Raw genomic sequence first — 12,868 nt, 5'->3', positions numbered from 1 at the left:
ATGATCACGCACACGCGCGCCCGCGGAGGCGCCATCCACTCTCCCCAACCGGCGCTCGACGCCCTCCTGGAATCGATCACGCGGTACCGAGACCGCGCGTGGGACGCCGCCGAGCGACGGCGGACGGTGCTCTGCCTGCTCGACAGCCTCGCCTGCTTTTCGGTCGGCCAGAAGCTGAAGCACTTCGGGCCGCACGCTGTCGCCGCGCGCACCCTCTTCGGAGCCGACGGCTCTCCGGCGGCGCTCAGAACCGCGTACGTCTACGGGCAGGCTGCGAACGCGCTCGACTTCGACGACACGCTCATCGGTCATCCGGGCGCCCCGATCGTGGGCGCCGTCCTCGCGGTCGCTTCCCGTGACCGCCTCACCACCGACGCCGTCCTCCGCGGGATCGCCGCGGGCTACGAGGCGCACTGGCTGCTCGCCGCCGCTGCCCGGCCCACGCCGGAACGAGCCGCGCGTGTTCGATCGGTCGGGGTGTGGGACACCGTCGCGGCCGGCCTCGCGATCGGGGTCGCGCTCGACACGCGGGACGAGGACCTGGCGAGCATCGTCGGCGTCGCCGCATCGCATTCGCTCATCCCCTACACCGGCAAGTGGTACGACCGCCCTGTGCCAGGCGTGAAGAACAACCTCGGCTGGGCGGCAGTGGGCGCCGTCCTGGCCACCGAGCTCGTCGCAGCCGGCCAGTCCGGCATCACCCGGCCGCTCGAAGGCGACTCCGGCATGTGGGCCATGGCCGGATCGGACCGCTGGCGCCCTGACCCGTCCGTGTTCTCCAAACCCGGCGTCATGCGGGTCGGCTTCAAGCGCTACCCGGCGTGCTGGCACCTGCAGCAGTACCTCACCACGATGTCGCGGGCCCTCGCACAGCTGCCCGAAGGCACGGCGCTCGACGCGGTCGTGGTGCGCGGCCCGCGCGAGGTCGAGAAGTTCTGCGACCACCGCATCACCGGCTCCGCGGACGTCGCGTTCAGTCTCCCGGCCTGCATCAGCCTCCTCGTCTCCGGCGTCGCCCCCGGTCCAGCCTGGGACGCCTTCGACGATGGCTCGCCCGAGCTCATGCACCGCGGCAGGGTCCGCTACGAGCACTCGGCCGTCGCCGCGTTGGAGGTGGTCGCCGAGGGGCGGAGTCTCGAGCTCGCCGTCGGGACGTCTGACCCGCTCGACCCCGCCCCGTGGGGCCTCAGCGAGGAGGAGGTGGTCGGCAAGCACACCCGCTTCGCCCAGCCGTACCTGCCGGCCGCCGCGCTGCTCGCCGGCACCCCCGATTCCGAGTTCAGCCATCAGCCCCGTCGAGGGCGCAGTGAGGAGAACAGGTGCTCGTCCTGAACAACGCCGAGATCGTCACCGGCGACGGCCGCAGGAAGCCGTTTCGCGGATCGATCGCGATCGAAGACGGACTCATCGCGGCGGTGTCGCCGCATGACCTCGCCGGCGGTACCGGCGACACCGTCATCGACCTCGGTGGGCGACTGACCGTTCCCGGCGCGATCGATGCGCACGCGCACGCCACCGCGCCGGGACCACGCTTCGCCAGCGGTACCCCTGGCGTGCCGCTCGCAGAGTCGCTCGGCAACCTTCGGCGGCACCTCACACAGGGGCACACCACGGTCGTCGACCTCGACGGCTTCAAGTCGCCCGCCGACCACGCCCAGGTCTCCCTCGTGCAGCCCGTCAAGGTGGAGATGTCCTCGGTGCACTTCGATCCGATGTTCGGCGCGGCCGACGCGTGCGACGGGTCCGGCCTCAGCGACCTCCACCGCGGTCTGACCGCTCAGGAGATGAAGGAGCACGGCGCGGTCGTTCTCGGGGAGGTCGGCGCGGGCATGACGCTCGGCGGCGGCGGGCAGGACTACATCTACATTCCGGCGGCGATCGAGCAGGCCACCGGCGTCAGGATCGTCCAGGCGCAGGCGCAGCAACTGAAGTACGCCGCGCTCGGGCGCCATATCCGCAGCGGTGACCCCGACCGCTCGCGGCTCACGCAGCTCATCGAGGAGTTCGGTCTCAGTCCGCTCACCGTCGACGACCTGGTCGGAATCATCGAGCAGTCGGTGCTCCCGTCGATCGAGCTCGCGCTGGACGGGCTGCTTCGATCCGCCTCGCTCGCCGTCGAGCTGCAGCTTCCGACCCTCGTCCACAACTCCGCGCCATCCGACGATGTCGCTCGTCAGGCCGCGGAGATCGCGGGCGGGCTGTTCATCGGCGGCCACACCAACCACCCCACCTTCAGCGTCGACGAGGCGCTCGCCAGTGCTCGGTGGATCCGTGACCACGGTGGCCATGTCGAGGTCGACACCTTCGACCTGTGGACCGGCGGGACGGGAACCAGCCGAAGCGGCATGCACGAGTGTCTCATCGCGCTCGCCCAAGCGGACATGATCGACATCATCGCCACCGACTACGCCGCCGGGCATTGGGACGGCATGTGGGAGATGGCCGCCGCATTCGTACAGGCGGGCCTCGCACCCATCGAGCGGGCCGTCGCCATGGCGACGGGCAACCTCGCGCGCGCGATCCCACGAATCGGCGCGACCCGCGGCGTTCTCACGCCCGGCCGGGCCGCGGACCTCGTGGTGACCTCGCCGCGCACCCTCGCCGACGTGGAGCTCGTGATCGTCGACGGCGAGGTGGCCTACTCGTCGGCGCACCGCCCCCTCTCACTCCCGCAATCCGTGCGATCACCACGACCCGCGATCAGTCCAGAAGAAGGAGATACCCAATGAAGGCCATCGTCATCGGAGCAGGCGTGCTCGGTGCGTCCACCGCGTACCAGCTCGCCAAGCGCGGCGTGGACGTCACCATCCTGGAGAAAGGGGTGCCTGGCGACGCCGCCAGCGCCGCGAGTTTCGCCTGGCTGAACTCCAACAACAAGGAGCTCCGCCCCTATCACGACCTCAATGTGATGTCGATCGCTGAATGGAGCGCCATCGCCCGAGAGCTGCGCGACGCGCGCTGGCTGCACCAGGACGGGAACGTGCACGTCGCCGCCACGGCCGAGGACGCGCAGAAGCTGAGCGCGAAGGCCGAGCGGCTGCACTCCTACGGGTACGCAGCGATTCCGCTGACGCCGGCTGAGCTGGTGCATCTCGATCCCGTGATCCGCGTCCGCGACGAGTACGAGCTCGCCGTGTTCTTCCCGTCCGAGGGCCATATCACCGTGCCTGAGCTCATTCACGATCTGCTGCACGCAGCGAAGGGCATGGGTGCCACGGTCGTCGGCGGGGCGGAGGTCGTCGATCTCATCACCGACGGCAGCAAGGTCCGCGGTGTCGTGCTCGCGAACGGCGATCGCCTGGAGAGCAACGTCGTCGTCCTGGCCGCCGGCGCCGGCATCGGCTCGGTCATGTCCTCCCAGGGCGTCGAGGTGCGCACCGAAGGCAGCCCGGGCGTCACCGTGACGACCTCGCCGGGCACATCCAACCTGACCACCATGCTGCACCTCCCGGGACTCAGCATCCGTCCCGACGCCGGCGGCCGCCTCGCGATCCGGAACTCCCGGGCCGACCAGCAGATCGACCTCGCCGGCTGGACCCTCCCCGACTCGGCGGTCACGGGGCTGATCGACCAGACCGCCCTCGCCCTCACCGACGTGGATCCCGCATCCGTCCGCGGAGAGCGCGTGCAGATCGCTGCGCGACCGTACCCGTTCGACGGGCTCCCGGTCGTCGGCCACTGGGACGGCCTTCCGGGCCTCTACGTGATGACGATGCACAGCGGGGTCACGATGGGTGCCATCATGAGCCGGCTCGCGGCTGAGGAGATCACATCGGGCACCCCGACCCACCTCCTCGACGGATTCCGTCCGGCGAGGGTGATCGAGGCGGCCGAACAGGACGTCGCCTACTTCGATCCCTACGCGGTCGAGGGCGAGAAGGATGCCTCGCGCGCGTAGACGTATCAGACGTCCCGGCTCGCCGCGATCGACGCCGCGACGCGCGATCAGCGGCCGATGAGGGTCGTGAGCGAGCCGGTGTCGTCGTCGCGCGCGAGGTACACGAACGCCTGCACACCAGATGCGAGCGTGACCGTCCGGCGCACGTAGTCGTCGACCTCGTACGCGTCGGTCGCGGCGAGCTCCGCCTCCGAGAGCTCGAGGTACGCGCCCTCGACCCGGGATCCGGCCGAACCTCGCCGCAGGATCGGATGACGATCCGATCCGCTCATGCGGAGCACCTCGGCGTCCGTGATCTGGAGCCAGTCGATCCGATACCCCGGAAGCGCATCCACGACGGTCGGCACTGCGCGCCCGTAGAGCGCGCGTTGCACGTCGGCCTGCTGCAGCGTCCCGTACGAGAACACGCGGTGCATCATCGCGGCGCCGCCGGCAGCTTGGCCCCCGCCTCGCGGCGCACCGGTGCGGGCAGGCGGTCGCCCATCCGGTCGAGGAACGCCCGGACCTCGTCCGGCGCGACGGCGCCGGCGTGCTTGAGCGCGATGCCCACCGGTTTGGACACCAGGGGGTCGGGATCCGCCGCGAGCAGCTCGGCGAGGCGCAGCAGGTCGGCGATGCCCGCAACGTCGGCGGGGCGCGTGTACGCGAGCGGCGCGGTCATGGCGGTGCGCCGGCGCAATGGGTCGCCGGATGCCGCGAGTTCGAACAGCGGCGCACGCGAGCGGCCGCGCAGATACCCGCCGACGACGCGCGGCGCCGCGCGATCGACCATGTCCCACGAATCGATCGCCTCGTGCCGGTCGAGGTACAGGCGGTACCGCTGCTCGCGCTCCCCGTCGGTCATGCCCGGGCGACGCACCTGGAAGTCGAGCACGCAGAATGCCGCGAGCCGCGGCTCGTACTCGGTCTGCTCGAGCAGCCGCTCGACCTCGCCGAGGTCCATCGCGCTCCGCCGCTTCGAGATCTCGAACACCGTCCCCATGCGCACGCCCAGCACGTCTGCCCCGCCCCGATAGTGCCGATTCGGAAACGCCTCAGGATCGGCCGCGTCGCGCAGCTCGCCGATCAGGGCATCAGCCGTCGAGATCATGCGGCCAGCGTAACGGTGCTCACGGCGAGACTCGGACCCGCCCTGGAGACCGGTCGGCGAACCAGCGGAGCAGCTGCTCGGCCGATGAAGCACAGGGCGACGCCTCGCGCGATGTCGGGCGCCAGCTCGCGACCCGGCGGGGCGAGCCCACGTGCGTCACGCATAGAAGTCGGTTCTGCCGTGGCAATCGGCTCAGCGGACGAGGGCGACCTCGCGAAGCGGGTCGCCGCCGTCGATCAGGAGACGCCCCGCGGGCGTCAGCGCGGCGGCGAGATGTCGCAGCGCCTCGACACCGGCGTCGGGATGCCGCCCGTCGAGCGCACCGACACGAACGGCGAAGGCGAGATCGAACGGCGCCTCTCCAGCCTGAAGCTCGAACGTCTCGACCGCGACCTGCCGCACGCTCAGCCGACCCGCCGCAATCTCCTCGGCGGCGTTCCGCTCGACCTGCGCGACGCCCTTGGCCGATCGGTCGATGACCAGGATGTGCCCGTCGCCGATCCGCCGTGCGACCGCTTTCGCGGCAGCACCGGGCGCGCCGCCGACCTCCAGCACCCGGAGCCCGGGCCGGAGTGGCAGCGCCTCGACGACGGCGGCGAGGCGAGCGGACAACGCGCTGCTCACGACGCGCCGCTCACGACGCGCCCAGCGGCTGTACGTCCGCGGGAGACTGCCTGGCCATGGACACTCCCATCCGTGTCACTGGTGATCATACCTATCTGCGTGACATTCAGCCGAGATGGGCCATCTGTTGCTCCCGATTGGGGCTCGCGCACCGGCGCAGATCTGCGTCGTTAATGTCCAAGACCGCACGTCTCGGTCTCCGTAACGTCGGTGACATGACGTCCCGCGAATCTCGCCCATCCATCCTCGGAGACCGAGCTGCCGGCGCCGGACTGTCGCGATGAGTCCAGCGCTTCCGGTGGAACTGACACCGCTCACCCAGGGCGTGGGATTCGGAGCATCCGCTCTCGGCGAGCTGTTTCGCAAGGTCACACCGGAGGACGCGCTCCTGACCCTCGAGGCTGCGTGGAACACCGGCACACGGTACTTCGACACCTCCCCCTGGTACGGACTCGGGCTGAGCGAGCTTCGCGTCGGTCAGTTCCTCCGGGACAAACACCGAGACGACTTCGTCGTATCCACGAAGGTGGGTCGCGTACTCACTCGCCCGCGCGGGCGCACCGCACTCCCATGGCGCGGCGGGCTCAGGTTCGACCACCATGTCGACTACTCGTACGACGGCATCATGCGGTCGCATGAAGACAGTCTTCAGCGGCTCGGGCTGGAACGGGTCGACATCCTCTACATCCACGACCTGGACGAGCCGAACCTCGGCAGCCCCGCCGCTGTCGAAGCGGGCATCATGCAACTCATACATGGAGGCTTCCGCGCACTGGAGGAGCTCCGCGCCGAAGGCGCCATCGCGGCATTCGGCGCGGGCGTGAACGAGCGCGGGATGATTCGCCGGCTCCTGCAGCTCGCGGACCTCGACCTCATGCTGTTCGCGCTCCGCTACACGATCGCGGAGCACGATTCCATCGACGATGACATGGCGCTGTGCCACGAGCAGGGCATCGGTGTCGTGGCAGCCGGTGTCTTCAACTCCGGACTGTACGCGACTGGGGCGATACCTCACGCGACCTATAACTACCGCTCCCCGACCCCCGACGAGATCGAACGATGCGAGGCGATCGCCGAAGTATGCTCGCGCCACGGGACGGCATTGTCGACGGCCGCACTCCAGTTCCCCGGCTTTCATCCGACCGTCGTCGGCACGGTTGTGGGCGCGGACCGTCCCGAGCACGTCGCGCGGAGCGCGGCTCACTATGTGGAACCTGTGCCACAGGCGCTCTGGGACGAACTTCGCGTGCGTGGCCTCATCCGTGACGATGTTCCCACCACGCGGACCCACGAGGATGCGGCAGGCACGCGGTCATCGAGCTCGGCAGCTCGGCCGTCCGAGCGCGCATGATCCATTGCCACACATCTGAAAGGGAACCGAGATGACCGACATCGGACTCCACGCGCTGCTCGAACTCGAACACGCCGGGTGGCAGGCGCTCTGCGAGGGCCGCGGCGGCGCCTATTACCGGCGGGTGATGAGCGAGGACGGCACCATGATCCTCGTGAACGGCATGACGCTGGATCGCGAAGCCTCCGCCGAGGCACTGGACGCAGCAGAGAGCTGGGATTCGTACGAGATACGCGATCCGCGAGTGCTCAGCCTCGGTCCGGATGCCGCGCTCCTGATCTACGCCGGGTCGGCATCACGCAAGGGGCAACCTCCCTTCACCGCGATCATGACCAGCGCCTACCGCCGAGAGCACGGCGAGCTGCGACTCGCGGCCTATCAGCAGACCGCCGCCGAGGAATGAGGGTGGGGGCGCTCGTCCGCCCCAGTCTGGCGCGGGCGTGCTCACTCGTCTCGCGAGCCCGCAACGACCAGAGCGACCAGGATCAGTGCGACGCCCGCGACCTCAGGCCCCGTCAGGACCTCGCCCAGGAGCCAGACGGCGAGCACGGTCGCCGTCGCCGGCTCGAGCAACGCGGCGAGCGTCGCGGAACTCGTTCGTACCGTCTGCAGGCCTGAATACAACAGCAGGTAGCCGACGGCGAGCGTCACGACACCGAGATACGTCAGCGCGAGCGCAGCTCCGGGTGAGATCCGTTCCGTGCCGGAGACGAAGAGGAACGGAAGAAGTGTCAGCGCTGAAACCACGGTGGTCACCGTGGTCAGCGCGCGTGGCTCCCCAGCCAGTGCGAGGCTGCGACCCACGACCATGCACGTGGCGAACGTCACGGCAGACACAGACGCCAGTGCCATGCCGATCCACGACGTCTCGGTCGACACCTCGGCGCCCGGGACGCACACGAGTACAAGCCCCAGCACACCGATGAGCAGGGTCAGCATGCTCGCCAACGTCACCCCTCGCGGATCGCGGACCGCCTCCCAGACGATCACGAGCAGCGGCGCCGCGCCCAAACAGACCACGGTCGCCACACTGACGCCGACATAGGTCATGGCAGCGAACCAGGTCGTCTGGTAGACCGCCACGCCCACACCCATCCCGACCACCATCCATGGCCGAACGCGCAGAAGGCCGAGCGCTGGAGCACGTCCTCTCGTGACCGCCATCACCGCGAGGAGCGCGACCGCGGCGATGGTCATCCGCGCCGCGCTCACCGCGTAGGCGCTGGCCGCTGTCTCGTCGCGAACGATCTCGAAGGCGATCGGGGCCGTGCCCCACAGCACTCCTGCAAGCGCGATCTTCCCGAAGCCGGCGAGCCGTGGGGCGGGCACTCGGAACGAGGGGCGACGTTCCACGCCGCTCAGCCGCGCCCGGCTTCGCCGCCGTCGATCTCGAACGTGACCCACGCCTTCGGGTCGGCGATCCGCTCATAGAGGCGGTAGGCCGTGGTGTTCGCGGGGTCGACGATCCACCGCACCAGACTGCACCGGCGATGGATCGCGATGTCGTGAACAGCGTGAATCATCTGCCTCGCGTATCCCTGTCCGCGATGCTCGACCGCAACGTAGAGATCGTCGAGGTAGATGCCCATCGTGCCGCTCGCGGGGCGCGCGAATTCGCGGTACAGGCAGAAGCCGGCCAAGCCGCCTGCGCCGGTGTCGTCGTCCGTCTCGACGACGACCCCTTCGAGTGGGCCGCCAGACCCGGTGATCCACGACCAGACGCGAGACGCGACGGCATCGTCAGCAGGTGCGCCCTCGATCGATCGGTACTGTTCGAACAGCTGCGTCCATCGAGGGCGATCGCCGGGTTCGACTGATCGGACGACTCGGCGCTCACGAGCACCTGCCCCGATGGCTTCCCTCCCGTTCACGCTCCCTCACCCACGAGGGCGAATGCCCTGACGGGACATGTGTGCATCCCTGCCAACGCCGGGGGCGCCGCGACGATGCGTGAACCGGAGGCTGGCAGCAGGTCGACATTGGTCACGTTCTCGAGCAGAACCACACCGGCTTGGAGCAGAGTTGTGCGCACCATCGCCTTCGCCTCCCGGCGAGCGGCGGAGTCGTCGAGACCGGACGTGTCGATGCCGACCATGGTGACGCCCTCGCAGATGAGGTAGTCGGCGGCCTCACGGCTGAGGAATGGAGCGGGTTCACAGTACAGCGGCGTTCCGAAGCGCGGGCTCCATCCGGTGTCGAGAAGGACGGCGCGTCCGGCGACCTCGCGTTCGTAGAAGACGCCCGGCGGGATGGATCGGCTCTTCAGATCGGTGAGATGGAACACCTCACCCTGGATCGCTGCCAACTTGACGAGCGACGTGTGCTCGAGGTCGTCGCCGACGCCCGAGCGGCCGTCCCCGACGACGATGGACGTAGGAGGACGCGTGGCCGTGTCAACACGCCACGCAGACAGGGCGCTGTGATCGTGCCGGCTCGGGGATCCGAGCGCCTCCCACGGGACAGCGTGGCTCAGGTCGACCAGCGATGGCGGGCGAGCCGAATCCTCGACGCCTCGACTGCCCTTGTGCGCTTCCTCGACGATGACCAGATCGGAGAGCTCGACGGACTCGACCATCGACAGGCCCAGATGACGGATGAACAGCTGACCGATTCGGTCCCGTGGCGTCGCCTCCGAGGGAACATCCAGCCGGAATCCGTACGCGTCGAGCCGCCCACCGTTCCCGAAGCGAACACGAGCATCGAAGTGTGCGCGGTACTGCTGCTTCGCCGCCTCATCGATCCCCGCGTTCGGGGCCGGACCCGGAACCGAGGCCGAACTTCGCGTGCTCACGTGGTCGCCTGTTGCGTGTGTGCCCATTCCGCCACACGACGCGCCCCTTCGGCCTCTGGGATCTCCTCGATCCGCGTCATGACCGACCACCTGACCCCGAAGGGGTCTCGCAGGCTGCAGTATCGGTCACCCGTGACGAAATCGGTGATGGGTTCGCGAATCGCCGCGCCGGCCGCCACGGCGCGTGCCGCGACCGCATCGACATCGGCGCAGTAGTGGCCGAGCGAATAGCAGTCCCCGTCGGTTCCGGCCGCCACCAGGCCGTAGACGTCGTTGGGTTCGCCGAGTTGGAGTCGGCCACTCGGGAACTCCAGTTCTGCGTGCACCACCTTCCCATCGACCTCGGTCACGTCGACGACGCGGACGCCGAACACGTGTCGATAGAACTCGATCGCGTCTCGAGCTCGGGCGACCGTGATGAAGGGGGTCACGCTGGTGAACCCGTTCGGAAGAGCGGGGTCGGTGCGGGCTTCGGAGAGCGGCGGCCGAGATTCGCGCAGAGTCATGTGCCCGACGGTACGGTCGCCGAAACTGGCGGTCTTGCATATTTGCGACCAGGCTCCCACCACGTCCCCGGCGGCCGGCGGTGCTCGCAGCGGGAATCTCAGCTGCCCAGTCGTCCGAACCATGCAGCCGTCGCCTGATCCGCGGGGTAGAACGCCTCGATATGGAGCTCGTCGATGGTGATGTCCGTAGCAGACTGAAGAGCGGCAGCGATGCTGAAGAGCCGCAGGATGTCACCACCTCGATCGAGCTCGAGCGGCAACACGACATCGGTGGCGCTGCCAGCGCTCTCCTCGACTTCTCCGAGGGCTGATGCGTCGCGCACAAGTTGGTGCAGTCGCGCATCGCCGGTGTGCTCGGCACGCGAACGAACCTGCCCGAGCAGGTGAGTACGCCATTGCGCGAGATTGCGGATGCGCGGGGCAAGCCCCTCAGGGTGCAGCGTGACCAGGACGGCGTTGACAGGTGGCTCCAGGAGGTGAGACGCGCAGCCCCGCAGCACGACATCAGTCGCAGGATTGCGGTCGACGATGTTCCACCAGCGGTCCAGAACGAGCGCCGGGAATGGCATATGGGCGTCGAGGATCCGCTGGAACGCAACACTCACCGCATAGAGCTCAGGGGAACGTATCGACCGCTCGGGGTGCGCCGGCGCGAAGCCCGCGGAGAGCAGTAACTGGTTCCTCTCTCTCAATGGCACGTCGAGCTGTGTCGCGAGTCGGTCGATCATCTGTGGCGTAGGTCGCGAGCGACCCGTCTCCAAGAAGCTGAGGTGACGAGAGGACACTCCGGCGCGTGCCGAGAGCTCGAGCTGACTGAGGCGCCTGCGCTCCCGCCACATGCGCAGCAGACCGCCCACCTGCGCGTCGTCGGTCACGGACATGACGTCGAGGGTACCGAGCCGGCGCTGCAATCCAATGACCTCGGAGGTAATGGACCACTCGCTTCTGTTGGCACCAGCATGCTTCCGACACCTTGTGCCGATGAGAAAGGACTGCGCAATGCGTTTGGTCGAGAACTACCTGGCGACGTGGAATGCGGCAGACGAGGAACTCCGCAGAGCGCTCCTGAAGGAGCACTGGTCAGAACGCGCGGTGTACGCCGACCCTCTCGTCGAGGCGGTCGGCCACGCGGAGATCGCCCAGGTCATCGATGGCGTGAGGAAGCAGTTTCCGGGCTTCCACTTCACGAGTGTCGGCGAGCCCGACGCGCACGGTCGATTGTCCCGCTTCCGGTGGGGACTCGGGCCCGCCGGTGAAGAGCCGATCGTCATCGGTTTCGACGTGGTCGTCGCCGACGATCGAGGGTTCATCCAAGATGTCTATGGATTCCTCGACCGCGTTCCGGGCTGATCTGCAGACCGCGCGAGCCCGTTTCGCCCCGGCACCGTACGGGCCGGGGCGAAACGGCCCACCCCGACGTCTCGTGCTCGAACTTTGGGCCGAACGTTCGGGCGCCATACACTCCCTCGTATGGGTACTGCAGCAATTGCCGTCATCTGGCTCAGCCGCTAGCGCGGCGAAGCTCCTCGCGACCTCTTCGCCGTGTGTCATCACCCGGGCCTCATTCGTGCGCTCGGACGACTCACAGACGGAGCGTCATCATGCCCATTTCCCTTCGACGAAGCGTCGACTCGGGATCTCAACCTCGCGGGCGCGGCCTGCTGTTCCACAGGGACATTCCGCCGTACGAGCGAATCGCGCCGCCGACCGATGTCGCCGACCGGCTGCAGTGGGTGTGGGTGCCACGGTGGGACGTGCCATCCGGAGTGGTGCTTCGGCCGAAGGCCCTCGTGCTCCACTCGATGAACCTGATCGTCGATGACCGTGGCCACGTCACGGTACTGGGCCCATCCCGGAACTTCTTCTCCCGGGAGTTGCGAGGGCAGGGTTGGCTGGTCGGGATTCAGCTCCGACCCGCATCCACCCCAGCCCTCTTCGGCGACCCGGCCCCATATCTGGACGGCGAAGTGCCGCGAGCGGAGCCGTCACTCGGACGTGCAGCAGTCGAGTCGATGACGGCCGGTCCAGAACCCGGACCTCAGCAGGCCGTCACCGCGGTTGCCGAGTGGGCACGAGCGCGCATCCCGATCCCAGACGCCCGCGGACGCCTTGCCAACAGGATGGTCGACCTGATCCACAGCGACACGTCCATCGCGCGGGTCGACGAGCTTGCCGACGGTCTTGGCGTGAGCCCTCGAACGCTGCAGCGTCTCTCGCGTCGCTACCTCGGAGTGTCCCCGCTCGCGGTCATCCGGCGGCACCGCCTCCACGAGACGCTCGAGAGAATCGGCAGCGACCGAGCCGTCCCCATCGCACAGATCGCCGCCGAGATGGGGTACGCGGATCATGCACATCTCACCACGGCGTTCCGCCATACGCTCGAGCTGACGCCTTCGCAGTACCGGCGCCTGGTGGCCGCGGAGCGACACGCACCGCCCGACTGACCGCGAGCACTGTGTCCTCGCCCGTTGGTGCCTGTGACGACGATGGGGCCTTCCGCGCTCGATCGTCTCCGCCGACGGTGGTGTTCTGGCCATCGTCGATCGCCCATCCGCCGGCTTCTGCCGCGCCGACGTGTGACCATCCGCCCCCGGTCGCGCTCGGTCAC

At 68.5% G+C, this 12,868-nt stretch carries 15 protein-coding genes; 7 read left to right on the top strand and 8 right to left on the bottom strand.

Annotated features, from left to right (window positions below; all coding sequences use genetic code 11):
- The 3 genes from QU602_RS09290 to QU602_RS09280 are packed head-to-tail and all read left to right on the top strand — an operon-like array spanning window position 1 to window position 3,898.
- Window positions 1–1,332, top strand: coding sequence for an MmgE/PrpD family protein (locus tag QU602_RS09290; protein WP_308800004.1), 1,332 nt, complete (start codon window positions 1–3; stop codon window positions 1,330–1,332).
- The gene (locus QU602_RS09285) at window positions 1,320–2,729 is read left to right on the top strand and encodes an amidohydrolase family protein (protein WP_308800003.1); all 1,410 of its coding nucleotides are present in this window, start codon (window positions 1,320–1,322) and stop codon (window positions 2,727–2,729) included. Before QU602_RS09290 ends, QU602_RS09285 begins: the two co-directional genes overlap by 13 nt.
- Window positions 2,726–3,898: an NAD(P)/FAD-dependent oxidoreductase gene (locus QU602_RS09280; RefSeq protein WP_308800002.1), complete on the top strand. Its 1,173-nt coding sequence runs from the start codon at window positions 2,726–2,728 to the stop codon at window positions 3,896–3,898. The genes QU602_RS09285 and QU602_RS09280 overlap by 4 nt, the downstream gene beginning before the upstream one ends.
- Before the next feature lie 47 nt (window positions 3,899–3,945).
- Here QU602_RS09280 and QU602_RS09275 read toward each other — a convergent pair whose 3' ends face one another.
- The 3 genes from QU602_RS09275 to QU602_RS09265 all read right to left on the bottom strand — a co-directional run bounded on the left by QU602_RS09275 (window position 3,946) and on the right by QU602_RS09265 (window position 5,612).
- A complete protein-coding gene (locus QU602_RS09275) occupies window positions 3,946–4,305 on the bottom strand; it encodes a gamma-glutamylcyclotransferase family protein (protein WP_308800001.1) in 360 nt (119 codons plus the stop codon).
- 8 nt (window positions 4,306–4,313) lie between these two features.
- Window positions 4,314–4,988 (bottom strand): DNA alkylation repair protein, encoded by a 675-nt coding sequence (locus QU602_RS09270; RefSeq protein WP_308800000.1) that lies wholly within the window; start codon window positions 4,986–4,988, stop codon window positions 4,314–4,316.
- Window positions 4,989–5,180: 192 nt separating this feature from the next.
- Window positions 5,181–5,612: a methyltransferase domain-containing protein gene (locus QU602_RS09265; protein ID WP_308799999.1), complete on the bottom strand. Its 432-nt coding sequence runs from the start codon at window positions 5,610–5,612 to the stop codon at window positions 5,181–5,183.
- A 280-nt stretch (window positions 5,613–5,892) separates the two neighbouring features.
- Here QU602_RS09265 and QU602_RS09260 point away from each other — a divergent pair, with 280 nt between their 5' ends.
- Both QU602_RS09260 and QU602_RS09255 read left to right on the top strand, forming a co-directional pair.
- Complete coding sequence (locus QU602_RS09260; protein ID WP_308799998.1) at window positions 5,893–6,963, top strand: aldo/keto reductase; 1,071 nt, start codon at window positions 5,893–5,895, stop codon at window positions 6,961–6,963.
- Between the two features lie 31 nt (window positions 6,964–6,994).
- Entirely contained in the window at window positions 6,995–7,366 is a 372-nt protein-coding gene (locus tag QU602_RS09255) for a nuclear transport factor 2 family protein (protein WP_308799997.1), read from the top strand.
- A gap of 41 nt (window positions 7,367–7,407) precedes the next feature.
- Here the strand turns inward: QU602_RS09255 and QU602_RS09250 are convergent, their stop codons facing one another.
- The 5 genes from QU602_RS09250 to QU602_RS09230 form a co-directional block, all read right to left on the bottom strand.
- A complete protein-coding gene (locus QU602_RS09250; RefSeq protein WP_308799996.1) occupies window positions 7,408–8,316 on the bottom strand; it encodes a DMT family transporter in 909 nt (302 codons plus the stop codon).
- 5 nt (window positions 8,317–8,321) lie between these two features.
- Window positions 8,322–8,834 (bottom strand): GNAT family N-acetyltransferase, encoded by a 513-nt coding sequence (locus QU602_RS09245; protein WP_308799995.1) that lies wholly within the window; start codon window positions 8,832–8,834, stop codon window positions 8,322–8,324.
- Window positions 8,831–9,754, bottom strand: coding sequence for a cyclase family protein (locus QU602_RS09240; protein WP_308799993.1), 924 nt, complete (start codon window positions 9,752–9,754; stop codon window positions 8,831–8,833). Before QU602_RS09240 ends, QU602_RS09245 begins: the two co-directional genes overlap by 4 nt.
- Window positions 9,751–10,260, bottom strand: a complete 510-nt coding sequence (locus tag QU602_RS09235; RefSeq protein ID WP_308799992.1) for a VOC family protein — start codon at window positions 10,258–10,260, stop codon at window positions 9,751–9,753. Before QU602_RS09235 ends, QU602_RS09240 begins: the two co-directional genes overlap by 4 nt.
- A 98-nt stretch (window positions 10,261–10,358) precedes the next feature.
- Window positions 10,359–11,141 (bottom strand): helix-turn-helix domain-containing protein, encoded by a 783-nt coding sequence (locus QU602_RS09230; protein ID WP_308799991.1) that lies wholly within the window; start codon window positions 11,139–11,141, stop codon window positions 10,359–10,361.
- A gap of 118 nt (window positions 11,142–11,259) precedes the next feature.
- Here QU602_RS09230 and QU602_RS09225 point away from each other — a divergent pair, with 118 nt between their 5' ends.
- Both QU602_RS09225 and QU602_RS09220 read left to right on the top strand, forming a co-directional pair.
- Window positions 11,260–11,610 carry a nuclear transport factor 2 family protein gene (locus QU602_RS09225; RefSeq protein ID WP_308799990.1) on the top strand — a complete coding sequence of 117 codons (351 nt, stop codon included), beginning with the start codon at window positions 11,260–11,262 and terminating at the stop codon, window positions 11,608–11,610.
- Window positions 11,611–11,861: 251 nt separating this feature from the next.
- Entirely contained in the window at window positions 11,862–12,704 is an 843-nt protein-coding gene (locus tag QU602_RS09220; RefSeq protein WP_308800136.1) for an AraC family transcriptional regulator, read from the top strand.
- Window positions 12,705–12,868: the final 164 nt, after the last annotated feature.

Source organism: Agromyces protaetiae, assembly GCF_030866785.1.
GTDB classification, from domain to species: Bacteria; Actinomycetota; Actinomycetes; order Actinomycetales; family Microbacteriaceae; genus Agromyces; species Agromyces silvae.
This window is presented reverse-complemented; position numbering and strand designations above follow the sequence as displayed.